Here is a 22,564-nt window from a genome sequence, read left to right on the forward strand (position 1 = left end):
GGCTAATTAATTCGTGCTAAGCAGACGGTTGGTTTGGCTCTAAGTGCAACACATAGCCTTCACAATGTAAGTCGGCTGCCTGAAAACCCAACCGTTCTAAACCTTGATAGTGCTGCACGCAAGTTTCCAGATTTGGCAATCCTACAGTGGGCTGGATATTGTCAAAACGAGAAGAGAGAAGACTGGACATAACGCACCCCATAATGTTTAGGGGATTGGTAGGCTTAAACTCGTCTGACAATGAATCTTCATCCATGTTTTTCTTCATTGATTCGGGTAGGTAGATGACCGTTTCTATCGGGTCAGGTGCGTGAAGCGCTCCACCTTCGGTAAACAAAATATCTTTGTGTTTCTCAAAGCGCTCGATCGCCTGTTCTGGAGAAAAGCAGTGTGGGCCAGAATCATCAACAATTAGAGTGCCTGGTTTCAGCCGATCGATGTCGAGAATATCTGGGACGTTGGTAGCCCCAATAATTAAGGTAGCATCGTAGATTTCCGGTGGGAGTTCCGATGAAGATGAAGAGGTAGCGATTTGAACAGAACCTCGAAATCCTAACTCACCGCTCAGTTCGCCTTGAAGATTTTGAAGCGATTCGAGTTTACTGTAAATATCGCACACTATAATCGATTGAGGATGTGGCAAACATTTTAACATCAGGCGCAGGGTATTAATTCCAATTGACCCCAATCCGATAAAAGCGACTTTCTCTCCCTGTAAATAACGGTTACTAATCTGTAAAATTTTCTTAATGGTCAGAACAACAGAAGAGCAGGTAGTAGCGTGTCCCGTAGTGATTTTCGGTAAGTTGTTACGCCCCTCAATAGCTTTAGCAATCGCACGACCGTAATCGGTTGCCGAGGGAATTAAACCCGTTAAGGAAACAGTTTTCGCACCGATTCGCCCTGCCATTTCTAAAGCTTCAACAACCATTTGTACGAGTGTCTGCTGGTCGCTGTATAGTTCATCCTCGAATATAGGGAGGATTAGACCCGCTATTCGACCCCATTTAGTTTCCATAACAGCATCCCACATCGGAAGGTTTTCAAACCACTTTTGGAGGACTTCATCGCGAGTCAACTTGGTTTCTTTTAGTAGGGAAAGAGGAAGATAACCCAGAGCTGCTGAATCAACTGGTGCTATTTTTCCTACAGCTAACAAGGATAGCAAGGAGCGCTGTTCTAGTTTAAAAAATGGAGAGGAGTCTGTAATTTTGGGTAAAGAAGCAGTCATCGGTTTTTCAACTTCGGTTTGAAGTTCTTGTGGGTTGACAGATGGCTCAGTGGTGAACAGCGGCTCGATAGCTTTGGCTAATTTAGCTATAGTGGGATGCTCAAATAGAAGCTTGACTGAAACTTTAAGGTTCATCTCTGCTGAGAGCTTGGATACGAGTGAAACTGCTTGCAGTGAATGTCCTCCTAGTTCAAAGAAATTATCATTAATGCCGACCTTTTCTAATCCCAGAACTTGAACCCAGATAGCAGCCAGTTTTGTTTCAGTCGGGGTGTCAGGGGCGACAAATTTGTCTTCCTGTTCGTTGTGAAAGTTATCTGGTGCGGGTAAGGCGCGACGGTCTATTTTACCGTTGGGTGTCAGCGGCAGCGCTTTCATCAGCACAAACGCGCTCGGTATCATGTAATCAGGTAGCTTTTGTTTCAGGTAGTGGCGCAGGTTGCGAGTTACAGTGCGCTGCAAAGTTTTCCACAAGTCTTGAGTGTCCAACTGATAATCTACGCTTTGCTCGATTTGAGCCTGTTCGCTGGGTGTAAGATGAAAGCGAATCCCAGCCTGTGGTGGACGCGACCAAACTACTGTCCCAGAAAGCCAGCGCGGTTCGCTCTCTCCAGGTAGTTGCATATGCACGCGGACACTCTCACCTCGCTCGATAGCTGGCACCCCCACCAAACCAACGCCGCCAGTGGAGATATCCTGTGTGTGGATTGTGATGGCGTTACCGTCTAGTTCTACTTGGCATTCACTGTGATAAGGGACACGTTCTGGAATAAGGTTAGAGACTAGATAAGCTACGAGGCGCTTGTTTCCAGGTGCATCTTCTCGGTCAATGACTGTCACTGAGCGCACGTTCGGATGTTTTGCCAGTACAGCCTCAATTTCTCCGAGTTCGATGCGGAATCCCCGAATCTTCACTTGGTCATCTATCCGACCTAAGTATTCGATATTGCCGTCGTTCAGGTAGCGAACCAAATCTCCAGTTTTGTACAGGCGAGAAGTGGGAAAGTCACTAAAGGGGTTGGGGATGAACCGCTGAGCGGTCAAATCGGGACGGTTGAGGTATCCCCGTGCTAAACCAGCGCCGCCGATGTGCAACTCAGCCGGAACGCCAATGGGTACAGGCTGTCCGTTCCCATCTAGAATGTAGGTTTGGACATTACCAAGCGGACGACCGATCGGCAACTCCCTGAATGTGGCATTAGCTGCTGATAAATCATATATCGTTGCCCCCACAGTAGCTTCTGTCGGGCCGTAATTATTCACCAGACGAACTCGCTGTTCCACACACTCAAGCCAAGTTTTCAGTCGTTCGGGCAGTGCTTTTTCTCCGCCAATGATTATTAAGCGCAATGATGGGGGTAATACCACCGTTTCTTGAGTCAAGAAAGCAGTCAGTTCGTGCCAGTAGGCTGTCGGCAAAGCCATTACAGTGATTTCCCAATTCTTGCACTTTTGCAAAAATCCCTCAATGGAGTCCAGCATGGAATCAGTACGCAAGACAAGCGTCGCACCAGAACTCAAACTGGTATAGATTTCTTCAGCGCTAACATCAAAACTAATTGAGGAGAATTGGAGAATCCGATCGTACTTCTCTATCTCATACTCAATATTGACGGCAGTGGTATAGTTTACCAAAGAGCGATGCTGGATAGTAACTCCCTTTGGTTTTCCAGTAGAGCCAGATGTATAAATAACATAGGCTAAGTTCTCGGCATTTACGCCGCAGGCAGTGTTTTCTTCGCTGTGTTGGGCGATCGCCTCCCATTGTGTATCCAGGCAGACTACCTGTACTTCATGCTGGGCTAGTCTGTCAACTAATCGTTGTTGAGTCAGCAACACTGGTACAGCCGAGTCTTCTAGCATGAAAGCCAATCGCTCAGACGGGTATGCGGCATCGAGCGGAACGTATGCGCCCCCAGCTTTGAGAATCCCCAGAAGTCCTACTATCATCTCCAGAGAACGCTCGACACAGATGGCAACCAGTGTTTCTGGTTTTACCCCCAGTGCTTGTAAATGGTGTGCTAATTGGTTAGCTTTGGCATTTAGTTCTCGGTAGGTTAGGTACTCCTCTTTAAAGATTACTGCTACTGCATCTGGTGTTTGTTCTACCTGTGCTTCAAATAATTGATGAATACATAGATTCTGAGGATAGCCTTGTTGAGTTTGATTCCACTCTACTAATAATTTGTGTTGCTCAATTGCCGTCAAAATCGGTAAATCTGATAGCCTTTGTTCTGGATTCGCTACAATACCTGCCAATAGCGTTTGCCAATTCTCTATCATTCGAGCAATGGTCGTGGTATCAAAGAGGTCTGTACTATATTCAAAAGCTCCTGTTAATCCCTGCTTGGTTTTCTGTAAAGATAAGCTTAAATCAAACTTAGCCGTATCATTGCTTCCTGGTTCAGATATGTTAACTTTTAAATCTTGGAGAGTAATATCAGACGTTGATTCATGCTCCATATCGAAACTTATTTGAAACAAGGGCGAGTAGCTTAAGTGACGCTCTGGGTGTAGTGATTCAACTAACTTATCAAACGGTAAGTTTTGGTGATCGTAAGCTTCTAAAACAACTTGTCTAACTTGTGGTAATAACTGAACAAAGGTAGGGTTTTCTGATAAATCTGTACGTAGCACTAAATTATTAACAAAAAATCCAATCATTCCTTGAATTTGAGGGTACTGGCGATTAGCAACGCTCGAACCAACAACAATATCGGGCTGATTAGTGTAGCGATAAAGTAATATTTTAAATGCTGTGAGGAGCAACATAAAGAGCGTGACCCCCTGCTGCTGACTCAAACTTACGAGTGCTTCACTAATATCTTGTTCAAGGGTAAAAACTTGAGTTTCTCCGCGAAAGGATTGTACAGCAGGTCGGGGGCGATCGGCTGGCAATTCTAACAGCGCTGGCATCCCTGCTAGTTTTTGCTGCCAGTAAGCGAGTTGAGATTCTAAAACTTCTCCCTGTAACCACTGCTGTTGCCACACAGCAAAGTCTACATATTGAAGGTGGATTTTAGGCAGAGTTGGTGCATGATGCTCAACTAAAGCTGAGTAAATTGTGGTTAACTCTTGAACAAAGATATTGACAGACCAACCATCAAAGATAATGTGGTGAACTGTTAGCAGTAGAACATTTTCTGTTGGAGTAAGCTGAACTAACTGTGCTCGGAGTAGAGGCTCTTGGGCGAGATTAAACACATACATTACTGACTGAGAAGCTAATTTCTCATATTCAATCTCTCGTTCACTTGCTGGCAGAGGACGAAAATCCACGACTGGCAGCGTAAAATCTCTAGTGGCAGCGATCGCCTGAACGGGTTCTCCATCTACAGCAATAAAGTTAGTGCGTAAGATTTCATGGCGATTGATGAGTAATTGCAAGCTTGACTCTAAGGCGACAATATTGAGTTGACCGCTAAAATGCAAGCCAACAGGAATATTATAGAACGCGCTGTTCGCCTGCAATTGGTTTAGGAACCAAAGACGCTGTTGGGCAAAGGAAAGAGGGAAGGTGTTGTTTTCTGTTCGGGATATAGGAGCGATTGTACTGGCATTTTTCTGATTATTGGCTTGGTGCAAAAAGGAGATAATTTCAGCTTTACGCCCATTAATTTCTGACTTGAGAGCAGGGGTGAGTGTCCCTTCAGGAGCGTTGCAACGCAGGCGATCTCCTTCCATAAATAAGTTGATATCCAGCTTGCGTAGATTATTAATAAACTCAATTGTATTCATCAAAATTCCACCTCTTCTCGGTTATTAATAGTTGTGTTGCTCGTTTCGATATTTTGATTCGCCCAAGAGATTGCTTCAATGTAGCTAGAAATACCCGCTACAGTGGGAGATTCAAACAACTTCGATAAAGGCAGATTCAGCCCAAAGGTATGACTCACTTTGGAGAGCAGTTGAGTCGCTAGTAAAGAATGCCCACCTGATTCAAAAAAATTGTCATTTATACTCACTTTCTCTACTCCCAAGACCTTAGCCCAGATGGATGCTAGTAATTCTTCTGTAGGAGTCCGAGGAGCTACAAAATCTCCTTTTTGAATCAAACTATTGAGGTCTGGTGCTGGCAATGATTTGCGGTCTACTTTACCATTGGGGGTCACTGGCAAGCACTCCAAAATCACAAAAGCACTAGGCACCATATAGTCTGGTAATTGCTCTTTCAGAAAATGGCGCAGTTCACTAAAAGTGGGTGCTGGTTCCTGAAGAGGGATAATATAAGCCACTAAGCTCTTTTGACCCGGAATGTCTTCTCGAAGCGTAACAGCGACTTGGAGCAAGTTTGGATGTTGGCTGAGTGCTGCTTCGATTTCTCCGAGTTCGATACGAAAACCGCGCACCTTCACTTGGTCATCTATCCGACCTAAGTATTCAATATTACCATCGGGCAAATAGCGAACCCGATCTCCAGTTTTATAAAGGCGCTCAGTGGGAAAGTCACTAAAAGGATTGCGAATAAACCGCTCATCGGTCAACTCAGGACGGTTGAGATACCCCCGTGCTAAACCAGAACCACCGATATGCAACTCACCAGGAATACCAATGGGTACAGGCTGACGATTCCCATCTAAGATGTAGGTTTGGACATTACCAAGGGGACGACCGATGGGCAACTCCTTCAATGTGGTGTCCGCTACCGATAAATCATATATCGTTGCTCCCACAGTAGCTTCTGTTGGGCCGTAATTATTCACCAGACGAACTGGCTGTTCCACACACTCAAGCCAAGTTTTCAGTCGATCGGGCAGTGCTTTTTCTCCGCCAATGATTATTAAGCGCAATGATGGGGGTAATACCACCGTTTCTTGAGTCAAGAAAGCAGTCAGTTCGTGCCAGTAGGTTGTGGGCAAAGCCATTACAGTGATTTCCCAATTCTTGCACTTTTGCAAAAATCCCTCAACTGAATCCAGCATTGTATCGGTACGCAATACAAGCGTCGCACCAGAAGTCAGGCTAGTATAGATTTCTTCAGCGCTAACATCAAAACTAATTGAGGAGAATTGGAGAATGCGATCTGACTTCTCTATTTGATATTCAGCGATCGCAACCGTCGTGTAATTAACTAGCGATTTGTGTTCAATTAAAACCCCTTTGGGTTTTCCAGTAGACCCTGATGTGTAAATAACGTAAGCTAAATTTTCTTGCTTTACTAAACTCGAAGGGTTTTCTTGATTATGGAAAGAGATTTTTTCCCAGTCTGAATCTAAGTAGACAACACGAGCCGAATTAGGAGGAAGTTTCTCGACCAGCTTCTGTTGGGTGAGCAGCACTGGTACTGAGGAATCTTCTAACATGAAAGCCAAACGTTCTTTTGGATATGCTGGGTCGAGTGGAACGTAAGCACCGCCTGCTTTGAGGATGCCCAACAAGCTAATTACCATTTCGAGCGATCGCTCTACACAAATTCCCACTAAAACTTCAGGTTTTACCCCTAAAGTTTGCAAACAATGTGCTAGTTGATTGGCTTTTGAATTCAATTCTCGATAAGTTATTCGTTCCGCTTCAAAAACCACCGCCACAGCATCAGGAGTTAATTCCACTTGTTCTTCAAACAACTGATGGATGCACCGATCTTGAGGATAATTTCTCTGAGTATGATTCCACTCTATTAACAACTGATGCTGTTGGGTTGCCGTCAGTAAAGGTAACTCTGAAATTGGCGTTTTAGGATTGGCAACAATTTCTGATAATAAAGTTTGTAAATAACCCGTCATCTGAGCGATAGTTGACCCATCAAATAAGTCAGTATTATATTCCCATTGCCCGATAAACCCATCATTAGTATTTTGAAACGATAAATCCAAATCAAACTTAGCGTAGTTAGTTCCTACTATCAATCGGTTGACTTCTAATGCAGGTAAAGAGAAGTTAGATATTGGCTCATTTTCAACCCCAAACATGACCTGGAATACAGGGGAATGACTTAAAGAACGCTCTGGTTGCAATGCTTCTACTAATTCCTCAAAAGGCATATCTTGATGAGCGTATGCTCCCAATGTCACTTCCCTGACTTGACGTACTAACTCTTCAAAGCTGGGATTTAAGGATAAATTAGTAGTTCTCAGAGCTACAGTATTGACGAAAAATCCGATTAGCTTTTCTGTTTCTCGATAATGACGATTAGCTACTGGCGTACCTACTACAATATCATCTTGACCTGATAAGCGATAAAGCAACGTTTGAAATGCTGTTAAAAGGAACATAAATGGGGTAACAGCCATGCGTTTACAGAGTGAAATAATAGCTTCACTTAGTTCAACAGGAAGTTGAAAAGATTGGTGTGTACCTTGGTAAGTTTGAATCGCTGGTCTGGGTCGGTCTGTTGGTAATTCTAATAAAGCGGGAATCCCTTTGAGTTGTTCCTGCCAATAGTTAAGCTGTGTTTGGAATACTTCACCAGTTAACCAGTTGCGTTGCCAAACAGCAAAGTCAGCATATTGAATGGGTAATTCTGGCAAGCTCGGAGTTTGATTATTACATAATGCTGTATAAATTGTACTTAGTTCTCGTTCGAGTATCTCAATTGACCAGCCATCAGCAATAATATGGTGGAAGACTAATACAAAGATATAATCTTGTTCACCTAATTTCAGCAAAGAACTTCTTAGTAAAGGTTCTCGTTGGAGGTTAAAAGGTTGATGTGCCACCTGAGTAACTAATCTTTTGGCTTCAATTTCTCTCGCTTCTTTAGATAAAGGTTCTAAGTCTATAATCGGTAATTCCAGCTTGTAGTTTGCCTGAATAATTTGAACGGGTTTACCATTTTGAGTAGTAAAGTTAGTCCGTAAAGCTTCGTGACGAAGAATAATCTCATTGATACTATCCTCTAAAGCACTGATATTGAGTTGACCGTTCAACCGTAAAATGTTCGGGATGTTGTAGAATCCACTTTCTGGTTGCAATTGGTCGAGGAACCACAATCTAGCTTGGGCAAAGGATAATGGGATTTCGGTTGTGCGTTGAACTGGTAATATGAGTGGTCTTTGTACAGGGTTTTCGTTACTTAGTAAAATTTGAATCTGTTCTGCTAGTGAGGCAATAGTAGGGGATTCAAATAAATGGCGTAACGGAACTTCCACAGCTAAACTTGCGCCAATTCTAGAGATAATTTGAGTCGCTAATAAGGAATGTCCTCCCAAGTTAAAGAAATTATCATTAATTCCTATTCGTTTAATTCCTAGTACCTCCGCCCAAATGTTGGCTAATATTTCTTCTAAAGGAGTGCGCGGTGCAACAAAAGTTAATTCGAGTTCCGGTCGAATTTCTGGGGCAGGTAAAGCACGACGGTCTACTTTACCATTTGGGGTTAAGGGAAAGTGTTCCAGTGTGACAAAAGCACTGGGTATCATGTAATCGGGGAGTTGCTGTTTGAGGAAATGACGTAGGTCAGCAACGGTGGGTGATACTTCTGTTTGGCGAACGAAATAAGCTACTAATTGTTGGGTGTCTGTGGTATTTTCAATGGCAACAACTACAGTTTCTCGTATAGCTGGGTGTTGCAATAATGCTGCCTCAACCTCGCCCAATTCGATGCGGAAACCTCGGATTTTTACTTGGTTGTCGATGCGGGACATATATTCGATGTTGCCGTCTGGAAGATAACGGGCTAAATCTCCAGTTTTATAGAGGCGCGAACCCGGTTCATTGCTAAAGGGGTTGGGAATAAATTTCTCATCAGTCAACTCAGGACGGTTGAGATAACCTTTGGCAAGTCCCACACCCGCAATGTGAAGTTCTCCCGGAACGCCTATCGGTACGGGTTGATTGTGAGGGTCAAGAATATAAACTTGAGTGTTATCAATCGGACGACCAATCGGCAGCACGTCCATACCTTCAAAGCATTGTGCGACTGTAGCGCAGACAGTGGATTCAGTTGGCCCGTAAGCATTAAAGAAGCGCCGTCCTTTTGCCCATTGAGTGGCTAGAGAAGGAGGACATGGCTCTCCCGCGACGATGATATTCTCCAACGCTGGCAACTCCTCACTCGGCAGAGCAGCAAGTGCTGATGGTACAAGAGTAAGATGGGTAATCTTTTGCTCCTGTAATAGCCTCAGCAAAGGGTTTCCCGGTTGCAGTGACTCCCGCGTTCCCAAACAAAGTATTGCTCCCGCACAAAGAGCCATGACAATTTCTGAGATAGAAGCATCAAAGCTAATGGATGCAAACTGGAGAACCCGACTATCGGGCTGCACATCGAACAGCTTGATTTGTCCCTGTGCTAGATTACACAATCCTCGATGAGCAACGAGAACTCCTTTAGGCTTTCCGGTTGAGCCAGAAGTATAAATGACATAAGCCAAGTTCTCTGATGTCACGCCAGTAGTGGGAGAAAGTTCACTTTCAGTAGAGATTTTTTCCCAATCAGAATCTAAGCAGACTATTTGTGCTTGATGTTCTGGTAACGAGGAAACCAGTTTTTCCTGAGTCAATAGAACTGGTAGTTGTGAATCATCGAGCATATAGGCGATGCGCTCCGATGGATAAGCAGGGTCTATCGGAACATAAGCACCACCTGCTTTGAGAATGCCCAAGATTCCTACAATCATCTCAAGGGAACGTTCGACACAGATACCTACCAGTGTTTCTGGTTTTACCCCCAGTCCTTGTAAATGGTGTGCTAATTGGTTAGCTTTGGCATTTAGTTCTCGGTAGGTTAGCTGCTCCTCTTTAAAGATTACTGCTACTGCATCTGGTGTTTGTTCTACCTGTGCTTCAAATAATTGATGAATACATAGATTCTTCGGATAGTCTTGTTGGGTTTGATTCCACTCTACTAATAATTTGTGTTGCTCAATTGCTGTCAAAATGGATAAATCTGATAGCCTTTGTTTTGGATTCGCTACAATACCAGCCAACAAAGTTTGCCAATGCTCTATCATTCGAGCAATGGTCGTGGTATCAAAGAGGTCTGTACTATATTCAAAAGCTCCTGTTAAACCGTGCTGGGTTTTATGCAACGATAAGTCTAAATCTAACTTAGCTGTGTGATTCCTTTCAGATTCAAATGTGCTAATTGTTAAATCTTTCAGTTCAAGAGTAGTCTTTGGCTCATTTTCTAAAGCGAAAACTACTTGAAATAAGGGGGCGTAACTTAGATTTCGCTCTAGATGTAGTACTTCTACTAACTTCTCAAATGGTAAGTTTTGATGATCGTAAGCTTCTAGGACAACTTTTTTAACTTGTTGTAATAACTGAACAAAGGTAGGGTTGTCTGATAAATCTGTACGTAGCACCAAATTATTAACAAAAAATCCTAGCATTCCTTGGGTTTGTGGGTGCTGACGATTAGCCACTGGGGAACCAACTACAATATCGGGTTGATTAGTGTAGCGATAGAGCAATATTTTAAATGCTGTTAGCAGCAACATAAAGAGCGTCACTCCCTGCTGCTGACTTAAATTTACAAGTGCTTCACTAATCTCTGGCTCAATCGTAAAAAATTGGGTTTCTCCGCGAAAGGACTGTAGAGCAGGTCGAAGACGATCTGTTGGCAATTCTAACAACTCTGGCATTAGAGCTAGTTTCTGTTGCCAGTAAGAGAGTTGGGATTCTAAAACTTCTCCTTGTAACCACTGCTTTTGCCAAACAGCAAAATCTACATATTGAAGATTTATTTGGGTCAGATTTGGTTTACTTTCTTCAATTAAAGATGAGTAAATTGTAGTTAATTCTTGAATAAAAATATTAATAGACCAACCATCAAAAATTATGTGATGAATTGTTAGAACTAAAACATTTTCAGTTGAGGTTAATTGAACTAACTGTGTCCGCAGTAAAGGCTCTTCGGAGAGATTAAATACATAGCTGGCTGCAATAAAAGCTAATTTCTGACACTCCAAATCTCGTTCACTGGCAGGCAAAGAACGCAAATCAACGACTGGTAAATAAAATTCTCTAGCCGCATTTATGACTTGAGTAGGTTTTTCGTCTACGGTAATAAAGTTAGTGCGTAAGATTTCATGGCGATTGATGAGTAATTGCAAGCTCGATTCCAAGGCAGCAATATTGAGTTGACCGCTAAAATGCAAGTTCAGAGGAATGTTATAAAAGGGGCTGTTAGGTTGTAGTTGATAAAGAAACCACAATCGCTGTTGAGCAAAGGAAAGAAGAAAGGTATTGTTTTCTGTTCTGGATACGGGAGCGATCGCAGTGGTATTGCTTTGAAGATTCGCTTGTTGCAAAAATGAGATAATCTCAGCTTTGCGCTCGCTAATTTCTGCCTTAAGAGCAGGCGTAATAATCCCTTCAGGAGCCTTGCAACGTAGGCGATTGCCTTCCAGAAACAGCTTAATATTTAACTTTCGGAGGTGATTAACAAACTCAATCGTATTCATTAGAATTCCACTTCCTCTTCTTTGTTATTGATTGTGATGTTGCTGGCTTCTAGACTTTCTTTGGCCCAAGAAATTGCTTCAACGTAGCTAGAAAGGCACGCTATAGTTGGATCTTCAAAAAACTTAGATAATGGAACGTCGATTAAAAAATTTTCCTTCACTTGTGCGATGAGTTGAGTGGCTAGTAAAGAATGCCCCCCTAATTCAAAGAAGTTATCATTTATCCCCACTTTTTCTACTTCCAAGACCTGAGCAAAAATGGATGCTATCAATTTTTCTGTAGGAGTCCCAGGAGCTACAAAATCGGGTTTGTGAATTAAACTATTGATATCTGGTGGTGGCAATGATTTGCGGTCTACTTTACCATTGGGGGTCAGTTGTAGTGTCTCCAGCACTACAAAAGCATTCGGTATCATGTAATCAGGCAATTGTTGTTTAAGGAAATGGCGCAAGTCGCTAATTGCAGGTGCTGGTTCCTGATATGGGACAACATAGGCAACTAATTGCTTATCGTCTGTAGCGTTTTCTCTGACTATAACTACAGTTTCTCTGATAGCTGGATGCTGGGCGATCGCTGCCTCAATCTCGCCCAGTTCGATGCGGAAACCGCGAACTTTTACCTGATTATCGATACGACCGAGGTATTCGATGTTGCCATCTGGGAGATAACGCGCTAAGTCGCCGGTTTTATAGAGTCGGCTATTAGGTTCGTTACTAAATGGATTGGCAATAAATTTTTCAGCGGTTAAATCAGGCCGGTTTAGATAGCCTCGCGCTAAGCCGGCACTGGCAATGTGTAGTTCTCCAGGAACTCCAATGGGAACGGGTTGGAGGTAGTAATCGAGAATATAAACTTGAGTATTATCAATCGGACGACCAATATGAGGCAATGTATTATCTGTGCTACCGCAGGTCACTAATCCAGAAGTCGTGACCACAGTGTTCTCAGTTGGCCCGTAGTTATTGACTACCTTGAAAGGAATTGAAGCTGATGGATACTGATGAAGCTTATCTCCACCTGTCAGCATAATTCGTAAAGCTCCGTCACAGCGCCATTGCAGAGACAACAGCTTTTCTGCTATTGGGGTAGGGACAAAAGTAATTGTTATTTTTTTCTCAACTACCCAGTCGCGGAGCTTTTCTGGAGAGAGAAGAATCTCTGGCTTAACTAAATAAATACTTGCTCCCGATGCTAAATAAGGCCATACTTCCCAGACGGAAGCATCAAATGCAGTTCCAGCTAGCTGAGTAGCTCGATCTGACGATGTTATTTCAAAAGCGTGTTGGTGCCAAAAAACTAGATTTAACAGTCCTGAATGGGGAATTAAAACCCCTTTGGGCTTTCCGGTTGAGCCAGAGGTATAAATGACATAAGCTAAGTTTTCTGGTGTCACGTTAGTGAAGGGAGAAAGTTCACTTTCAGTAGAGATTTCTTCCCAATCAGAATCTAAGCAGACTACCCGTGCTTGATGTTCTGGTAACGAGGCGACCAGTTGTTTCTGAGTCAATAGAACTGGTAGCTGCGAATCATCGAGCATATAGGCGATGCGCTCAACCGGGTAGGCGGGGTCTATGGGGACGTAAGCACCGCCAGCTTTGAGAATGCCTAGTATTCCCACAATGGCATCAAGAGAACGTTCGACACAAATGCCCACTAAAACTTCTGTCCCAACTCCGCGAGAGCGCAAGTAGTGTGCCAACTGATTCGCTTTTGCATTCAACTCTCGATAAGTCAGTTGTTCCCCTTCAAACATTACTGCCACAGCGTCAGGCGAATTCTCAACCTGTTCTTCAAATAATTGATGAATGCACTTATCCTGGGGATACTCAGCTTCTGTGTTATTCCATTCGACTAATAGCTGGTGTCGATCGATTTCTGTCAGCAGGGGCAATTCAGAAAGCTTCTGTTTTGGATTGGCTGTGATCGCTTCTAGCAAGGTTTGGAAATGATCTGTCATTTGAGCGATCGTGACATCATCAAACAAGTCGATATTGTATTCCCACTCCCCGATAAGTCCCGATGCAGTCTTCTCTATAGACAAAACCAAATCAACCCGCGCCATGCCAGTTTCTACTGCTAATGGACTTACCCTTAAGCCTTCCATTTGGATTTCAGGTAATTCATCGAGCAGCATGAACATCACCTGGAACAGTGGTGTGTAACTCAAAGAGCGTTCTGGCTGCAATATCTCTACTAATTTCTCAAACGGTAGCTCTCGATGACCATAAGCTCCGAGCGTTACTTTTCGCACCCTAGAGAGTAAATCCTCAAAGCTTGGGTTTCCTGCCAAACAAGTGCGTAATACTAGCGTATTAACAAAATATCCAATCAAATCCTTAAATTCGGCGCGATCGCGATTCGCAATGGGCGAACCGACTACAATATCATCTTGCCCTGTATAACGGTAAAGTAATGTTTGAAACGCCGTTAAGAGCGTCATAAAAATAGTCACTTTTTGCCGCCGACTTAAATCGAGCAGAGCTTCGGTGAGAGGCTTTGGAATGACAAATCTATAATGTTTTCCTCGAAAAGTTTGTGTAACTCCTCGCGCTCGGTCAGTGGGCCGTTCTAATAGAGGTGGGGCATCTAATAGTTGTTCTTTCCAATAAGTTTGTAGGGAATCTAATACCTCACCTGTCAAGTATTGCCTCTGCCAAACTGCAAAGTCTGGATACTCAGCCGGGAGTGGAGGTAATTCTTGGGATAAGTCATTGTAGAAAGCTGCTAACTCCCGCCACATAACACCTAATGACCAACCATCCCAGACAATGTGGTGAGTTCTCAGCAAGAATATATATTCTATGTCTGTTAGCTTAAGTACAGTCGCTTGGATTAAGGGTTCACTAACTAAGTCAAAGGGCTTTTGGGCTTGTTCCGTTGCTAATTGTTGGACTTCTGTTTCTCTGTCACTAGCATGTAGATTGCTTAAGTCTATAACTGGCACTGTCAAAATCAAGCTTTCAGCAATAACCTGAACTGGCTGCCCGTTAACCGTCGTAAAGTTTGTTCGTAAAGCTGCGTGGCGATCAACGATTTTGTTCAGGCTTTGCTCTAGCCTAACGATGTTTAGTACGCCCAAGAATCGTAAAGCAAATAGTTCGTTGTAAGAAACGTTATTTGGATCTAACTGGTTCAAAAACCACAGTTGTTCTTGGGGAAAAGATAGAGGTATGTCCCTTTTTTCTGAGACGGGTACAATTGTTCGGTCAGTATCGTTCGCACTTGTCTTATTCTGGGATAGCAACGAGATAATTTTTGCTTTATTTAATACCAGAAAATCCCGATCTTCTGATGTCATTACTCCTTTGGGAGCGCGAAAACGCAACGTATCACCCTCTAACCACAATTTGATACCGCGTTCGGCAAGTGCAGCTAAAAATTGATTGATATTCATAGTGCGCCTTCCTCCATCTCATAGGAACGGAGTTCGCCACGTCTGCGGACATCTAATGTCGCGCAATGGAAAGAACCCATGAAAGGATAGTAACTTTCAAATTCACAAGGAATCGGTTTAAACCCCCAGTCTTTTAATGCTTGAATCGTAGATTCCTGTGATTTTTCGACGATTACTCGCTCTTCATCGAGACTAAGTACGTTCATATTGACCCACTGACTGATCACTTTTGTGTCATACAGTGTCATCGGCGTTCGGTTCGGTTTAGGTGCGAGCAGGATATCCCAAGATTTGAAGTAGTCAGGCAGGTTGTCAACATCTATGAATAGGGGGTTTACTAACACTTTTCCTGGAGCGAGGGGAACTAGGGTAGTGTCAATATGCAAGGCTTGGGGGCAGAGTGACTGAAGCTCGTGAACTCGATATTCATCACCCAGGTGCCGCCGCACCCATTCAATCCCAAGACTGTTAGTGACATGACTCTTCTGTACAAAAATATCCCGTCCAAAGCGCACAAAGTCGGCGGCATCAAAAGTTGGCTCAAACTCAGTGATCACAAAGCGCCTTTCCTCACCCGGAGCGGGAGTTGTGTAATCTGGGTCATATTGTGCATCGAGTAGCTGTGGCTTGGGTGCAGCGACCCACTTAGCTCCTCCCTTTAAGTATTCTTTGAGTAGAGAGCGATAAGCCCAGGACTCAAAATAACGAGTGCGATCGGCCATTGGAGCTTCAATAATCTCATTCCCAATTACCAAGAAAACGTCGCGGGGATTGGCTGAACAAAAGCCATTCATTACTTCCCAATCAGGTGTGCGGAAGGAAGCAGAATAATCAACAACATCAGGCCGACGTACAACAACTCCTTCGGATTCAAGAATATGAGCAAATTCATCAACACACTTGCTAGCAGCCTGAACGAGCCACTCTGGATAGGGGAGGGGCTGTTTCTCTGTCCGCTTGCTCAGGCTTTCCATTTGTTTCTCCTGACCGGGAAGCACGGTAGCGCGATGGATGGTATGCCAGGAGGGAACCATTGCCCCATCAACAATGCCCACAATCACTTCCTCCAGTGGGTCCCATTCATTGTAAGAACACACGGGAGATGGGTTAGTAACTGTGGCGGAGCGATCGAATGACTTGGGGGAGGCGAATTCAGTGACTGTTCTTTTTTCTAAAGACTTAAAATCCTTGTGTGGCTTATCGTTACGTAAAAGTTCAAGCTGTTGAGACATTAATTGAAGCTGTTGCGCGATAATTCTTTCTACACTGGGCTCAGATTCTACATTTTCATTTGGTTTTTTCATTGCTTTATATTGGGGGACGGCTACTGCTGCATTAAATGTTTTGGCTTGAGCTAGTTTTTGGGGCGTTTTACTGGATTGAAAAGTGGATGTTTTAACTGTATCAAGCGACTTTAATTCGGAATTTAAGCAAGTTGATAATTTCGATTTTTCGGACAAATTTCTCTCGATATAATTAGCTAGAGTCTCAATAGTTTCTAATTCTTCAAAAAACTGTTGAACTTCCACATTGACTCCAAAATTGCTTTTAATGCTTTGCATTATTTCTAAAAGAAGGAGTGAATCAGTTCCCAGTTCTAAAAAAGTGGTATCATCATCTATTTCCTCGCTCTTTATTTGTAGCAACTTCGCTACAAAAGAACGTAATGTTGAGCTAATACTGTCGGAGGATGTAGTTTGTAATCCAGTATCTCTGTGCTTAATAGAGGAAGTAATATCCATTTTTTGATTAGATATATTAGTTTCTAATGGATTTAGCTCCCTCGTTTCACCATATTCATGTAGCACCTGACGATTTACCTTGCCATTCGGTGTTAATGGCAGGGCATCTAACATAACGAACACTCCTGGAATCATGTAATCGGGTAGTTTATCTTTGAGAAAACCGCGCCAGTCACTGCGAGAAATCGCCCTGGCATCCCTAGGGACAATGTAGGCTGCTAGATATTTGCGATCTGCAACATCTTGTCGCGCCACGATCGCAGTTTCTAAAACTGCTGGGTGTTGAGACAACACAGCCTCAATTTCGCCGAGTTCGATACGGAAACCTCGGATTTTCACTTGGTTGTCGATGCGACCAATAAATTCGATCTTGCCATTTGGGAGATAACGAACTAAATCTCCAGTTTTGTATAGGCGAGAATTTGGTTCGTGGCTAAATGGATTAGGAATGAACTTTTGCTCGGTTAAATCAGGACGGTTGAGATATCCTCGGGCTAAACCAACACCCCCGATATGGAGTTCTCCTGCTACTCCAATGGGGACAGGTTTGTTCTCAGTGTCGAGAATATAAATGTTGGTGTTAGCGATCGGCCGCCCGATAGAGGGCTTTTGAGTTTCGTCAGTGCACAGGGTGAGGGTAGCCCAGATAGTGGCTTCTGTTGGCCCATAAGCATTGAAGAACTGACGACCTGATGCCCAACGTGCTACAAGGTTGCTGTTACAAGCTTCCCCAGTGGCAATCACTGTCTGCAATGTCGGAAGGTCTTCAGGAGGCAGAAGCGCCAAAACTGTCGGTGGTAGGGCAACAGTCGTAATGGCTTTGTCGCGCAACAACCCAATCAAAGCAGGCCCCAGCATTAATGAGTCCAGCGAAGCCAGTACCAGTGTCGCTCCCGACACCAGAGCCATGACAACTTCTCCAACTGAGACATCAAAGCTAAAAGAGGCGAACTGAAGAATACGGTTCTTTGGCTGCACATCAAATAGCTGAATTGTTGATATGGCTAGGTTGCACAGCCCCTTGTGCGCTACTAAGACGCCCTTGGGCTTGCCTGTAGACCCTGACGTGTAGATAACGTAGGCTAGGTTATAAGAGGTGACGCTGCTGCTAGGGTTTTCTTTACTTGGTTGGACAATTTCTTCCCAGTCTTTGTCCAAGTAGACAACACGCGCAGAATGTGGGGGAAGTTTCTCGATTAGCTTAGACTGAGTGAGCAACACTGGTACAGAAGAATCTTCCAGCATGAAGCCCAGGCGTTCAAAGGGATAAGCTGGATCGAGCGGAATGTAGGCACCACCTGCCTTGAGAACACTCAGCAATCCCACTATCATCTCAATGGAACGTTCGACACAAATTCCTACCAATACTTCTGGCCCTACACCCAGCCCTTGCAGGTAATGTGCCAGTTGGTTTGCCCTTGCGTTCAATTCGAGGTACGTCAGTTGCTGTTCTTCAAAGACCACCGCCACAGCGTCAGGTGTCCGTTTTACCTGTTCCTCAAATAGCTGGTGGATGCACTTATCCTGGGGATATTCTCTTGTAGTGTTATTCCACTCGACTAATAACTTATGCCGTTCGGTGTCTGTTAAACTTTCTTCGCTTCTAAATTGCTGTTCTGGATTAAATACTGAAATTTCTGATTCATTAAAAGGAGATACCATGTGTCTAAGTTCAATTACAAATAAGAGAGCTGTGAGAACGAGCGTTACATTGAGGGCAATTTTGTAGTAGCAATTTAATGGCTTGCCCTAACCGAGTATAAATGCGTAAGTTTTAGGAAAGCTAAACGAAAAAACCTAGGCGTAACGCCCTATCAAGCAAAGAAACGGAGAACAGGATACCGCCCTCGGTATAAGAGGTTTACAACGGCCAACAGGAATATCCGGGAAGTTTTTTATCCAATCAAGTTAAACCTTATCCAATGCTAAAACTTGTTGGGAATAATGCCTGAAGCTACGGCTTCCACCACCCCTTGATTTTCTTGCGGATAGGTGCTTTCGTTGTAGTTAAGAATGGTCATAATCCTGGTCATTAAATAATTTGTGTGGTCAATTGGCAGGGGTCTAATCAATGCTCATTTCAGTTCCAATCGCAGCCAATTTAGGCACGTTGCTATTGTTGGATAATTTTGTTAAGCAATAGGTGAATTATGCTATTGCTGTTGTGTTCGTAGATCACTCGCTTTGACTTGGAAGACAGCTAACTGCACCCACTGTCCTCCCAAATCTTTCGGTACCTTTCAAAAAGTTGGCTCGGTACGAAATTTCTTGCCGGACGTTGCTATTGCACCCTACGTCCGCTCTTGAACGCCTTGATCACACTAAGAATCTGATTTTGTGAGCCCCTACCCCCTATAGATTCAATTTAATCTTTTTGCCACCTATATTCCTCAGTTTGTTTATTTGTCATCTATCTCTAGACATACTTAAGATAATTCTTTGGATAGATGCTTGTCAAGCGAAATCAATAAAACTTGTGTAAAGGAAACGTCATGGAAGGTAAAAATTCAACATTTCCTGGTTTGGACGTGAGTAACGTAGAAAAAGCTTGAGAAGAAATGCCCCAATTTACATTCACTTCTAGAGCAAATAGTTCTTGAGATAATTGGTACATCCTTATATCCCTCCGTCCATAGGGGATTTACTGATATAAAAATGATGGACGCACTATTCTGTAAATTACGAGCTAAACAATAGCCGTAATTTCACGCTCGACGTGCGATCATCGCGCCCACTGTAAACAATAGGTCAGTAATTAAGTAGAAGCCCCTTTTGTAGCGTTAAACCCTAATTATAACTGTATCGTTCAAAAGCTATGAAAGTCTATTAATTGCTTCCACAGGTTGTGAAACGGCATCTTATCTCTATAATACTTCCTCTCCCCCGCCTTTGTAAGTCGGAAAAGTCGGATCGTAAAGTCGGAAAAGTCGGATCTTGCATAATCTATCGAGCTCAGGTTCCTACAACTTCAGGGAACTGTGTCGAAAGAGGTGACTCAGTTGCCAGTAAGTTACAACGCCAGAACCGTGAATACGGTGGAGGAACTCCAACAAGTCTATCAGGAAACAACTCGCTGGCGTCAAAAAACGGCACGTCGCCCAGTCGCAAAAAAACGCGATCGCCAGATCCACTGAGCAGCCTTCTCCCTTTTTAAATACAACTCAAGCATATAAGATAGAGATTAGTTGGTGGACAAAGTGATTCAGGGTAAATGATTCGCTAATTGGGGCCCGCCCGCGTGGCTGGTGGTGACAGAAGCCCCTCAAACGCTGGAAATTAACGCTTAGGGCGATCGTTAAATCTTTTTTGAACAGACGATGCCCACCAACGCGATTGATAATGCAAATCGGTTGATTGCACTGGGCCAGCTAGCTCGCAATAGGAGACCTATCTTTTTTTAACACCGCGGGGCTAACCCTAGATTCTATGCAGGTTAGGCATCACGCACTCAAACAAAAAAAAGGCTTTCAAGATGCTTTCAGTCCCCTCACTCCTAGCAGAGGAAAGCTCAAATCCTTAAAAATGGGTTTCGGCGCATAAGAGCAATTGGTTTGATGCGCGGTTATCACGCAGCGTGAATAATTTTTATTTCCAAAAAACCTAATGTCCCAAGTAACAACCCCCAACAATTCGACTGCGCCTTCTTCCCCAATCCTGCCCTCTCCCCCCCTTCCTGCGGGCGGTATGGATATCCAAGGCGTCGAAACACCGCCATCATCAAGTGGTGATGGTACTTCTACACCCCCCTCATCGAGTGGTGATGGTACTTCTACACCACCATCATCAAGTGGTGATGGTACTTCTACACCCCCCTCATCGAGCGGTGATGGTACTTCTACACCGCCATCATCGAGCGGTAATGGTACTTCTACACCCCCCTCATCGAGCGGTGATGGTACTTCTACACCGCCATCATCAAGTGGTGATGGTGGTTCTACAACGCCATCATCCCCAGTAACAACTCCCAACAACTCAACAGCGCCTTCTTCTCCAATCTTGCCACCCTCCCCAAGTAATGGTTCTTCTACTGAGTCAATACCACCAGTAACAACCCCCAACAACTCAACAGCGACTGCTTCTCCAATCCTGTCACCATCTCCAAGTTCAAGCCCAACTCTCATTACCACCCAAGTCAGCTTACTCAATTTAGACGCAGAGTGTCCAGAACTCCCAGAACCGCCAACGGTTATATTTCAGTCACCAGTGCAACCGCCAAAAGTTACTAGCGACGGGCGCATCACGATTATTGGCGATAATGGTCGCAGTTTTCCCGACAGTGGGGTTAACGATGACATTTTAATCTTTGATGGAGGAAGCAACGATCTTATTTTTGGCGGCAACGGCAATAACTTAATCTGGGGTGAGTTCGGTGCAAATACCTTAATTGGTGGCAGTGGCGATGACACGATCTATGGTGGTGTCATAGATTTATTGAAGCGCAATCAGAATCAACCTTTGTCTGCCCAAATGCAGAATCAACCTGCATTAATCTTTGGTGGTAGTGGCAACGATCTACTGTTTGGGATGGAACAAAACGATACCATCATTGGCGATAATGGCAACGATCTCGCTTATGGGGGTAAAGGAGATGACTTGATCTATGGCGAAAAAGGGCCTGATACTCTTTATGGCGGTCAAGGTCAAGATACGATTATCGGTGATTACGGCGATCCAAATACTACGGATACAAATGATCGGGGAGATTTGCTCTTTGGCAATCGTGGGGATGATGCGATCGCGGGTGGAATTAACAACGATACTATTTATGCCGGAAAGGGTAATGATATCGTTTTGGGTGGCAAAGATAATGACTTGCTCTGGGGCGAAATTGGTAATGATACCTTTGTAGGTGGTGAGGGCAATGATACTGTATACGGTGGTACTAGAAATCCGAACAATCTAGATTCTCAAGGGCGTGACTTGCTATTTGGAGGGTCTGGAAATGACTTGCTTTTTGGCAATGAAGGTGAGGATTCGCTTTCTGGCGGTGAAGGTAATGATACATTATACGGAAATCAGGGTAATGATATCGTTGACGGCGGCAGGGGAGATGATTTGCTGTTTGGCGATGAGGGCAACGATACAAGTTGCGGTGGTGATGGCAATGATACTATTTATGGCAGTACAGGAAATAACACCTTCTGTGGTGGTGCCGGCAACGATCTCTTGTTTGGTGGGGTCGGCAATGACTTAATAGCAGGGGACGAGGGGGCAGATACGTTCCAGTTCCAGTATCTCGAATCGGGCGAATCAGCGGTATCAGTTGGTGGCGGCCTAAACGGAAATCCTTTTGGGTTAGATACGTTGACTGATTTCACACCAGCACAAGATAAGATTCAATTGGATCGCAGGGCCTTGCCCGTGTTGCAACCAGGTACGTTGCCAGCAAATCTTTTCAGCGTTACTAATAACTTTAACGTCAATAATCAGGGCGCGAGTCCGGCTCGGGTAATTTACGACAAAACAAGCGGTTTGGTGTACTACAATTCTTTGGGTACGCTAGGGAATGAAGTACCGTTAATGCAGCTTCAACCGAATCTGAATATCACTTCCAACGACTTTGATATCGTGTAAATATCTATGGAGGCAAAGCCTCTACACAAGTGCGTTTACTAGGGGCAAATCCCTCACAGTTGCCCCTAGTAAATGGTGATGCTGTGTCTAGGAGTGATATCGATTCCGGTTGCACCGTCCGTGATTGTTGACTGTTGACTGTAGAAGGAGGGGTCAAAAAAATGAAAATTGCGCGAATTATTTGTTGGCATCGGGATTTGACTTTACGCCCGACGATGAACCGCGGATTTGATATCATTCCGGCCTGACTGCCGGAATTGATATGATAAAGCTAAACCT

General features: G+C 43.9%; 7 protein-coding genes. 2 read left to right on the forward strand and 5 right to left on the reverse strand.

The window, feature by feature from the left end; all coding sequences use genetic code 11:
* Positions 1–16 precede the first annotated feature (16 nt).
* The 4 genes from QUA07_RS02615 to QUA07_RS02630 are packed head-to-tail and all read right to left on the reverse strand — an operon-like array spanning position 17 to position 18,373.
* Positions 17–4,969 carry an amino acid adenylation domain-containing protein gene (locus tag QUA07_RS02615; RefSeq protein ID WP_333322388.1) on the reverse strand — a complete coding sequence of 1,651 codons (4,953 nt, stop codon included), beginning with the start codon at positions 4,967–4,969 and terminating at the stop codon, positions 17–19.
* The gene (locus QUA07_RS02620) at positions 4,969–11,574 is read right to left on the reverse strand and encodes an amino acid adenylation domain-containing protein (protein ID WP_333322390.1); all 6,606 of its coding nucleotides are present in this window, start codon (positions 11,572–11,574) and stop codon (positions 4,969–4,971) included. The genes QUA07_RS02615 and QUA07_RS02620 overlap by 1 nt, the downstream gene beginning before the upstream one ends.
* On the reverse strand, positions 11,574–14,969 hold the full coding sequence (locus tag QUA07_RS02625) for an amino acid adenylation domain-containing protein (RefSeq protein ID WP_333322392.1): 3,396 nt from the start codon (positions 14,967–14,969) through the stop codon (positions 11,574–11,576). Before QUA07_RS02625 ends, QUA07_RS02620 begins: the two co-directional genes overlap by 1 nt.
* Complete coding sequence (locus QUA07_RS02630; RefSeq protein WP_333322394.1) at positions 14,966–18,373, reverse strand: amino acid adenylation domain-containing protein; 3,408 nt, start codon at positions 18,371–18,373, stop codon at positions 14,966–14,968. The genes QUA07_RS02625 and QUA07_RS02630 overlap by 4 nt, the downstream gene beginning before the upstream one ends.
* A 1,316-nt stretch (positions 18,374–19,689) precedes the next feature.
* Here QUA07_RS02630 and QUA07_RS02635 point away from each other — a divergent pair.
* Positions 19,690–19,845 (forward strand): hypothetical protein, encoded by a 156-nt coding sequence (locus tag QUA07_RS02635; RefSeq protein WP_333322396.1) that lies wholly within the window; start codon positions 19,690–19,692, stop codon positions 19,843–19,845.
* A gap of 333 nt (positions 19,846–20,178) precedes the next feature.
* On the opposite strand, the gene QUA07_RS02640 is transcribed toward QUA07_RS02635, so the two are convergent.
* Complete coding sequence (locus QUA07_RS02640) at positions 20,179–20,856, reverse strand: hypothetical protein (protein ID WP_333322398.1); 678 nt, start codon at positions 20,854–20,856, stop codon at positions 20,179–20,181.
* 58 nt (positions 20,857–20,914) lie between these two features.
* On the opposite strand from QUA07_RS02640, the gene QUA07_RS02645 reads away from it, so the two are divergent.
* Entirely contained in the window at positions 20,915–22,285 is a 1,371-nt protein-coding gene (locus QUA07_RS02645) for a calcium-binding protein (protein ID WP_333322401.1), read from the forward strand.
* Positions 22,286–22,564 lie beyond the last annotated feature (279 nt).

The sequence above is a fragment of the Microcoleus sp. T3_A4 genome, assembly GCF_036700465.1.
GTDB lineage: Bacteria > Cyanobacteriota > Cyanobacteriia > Cyanobacteriales > Microcoleaceae > Microcoleus.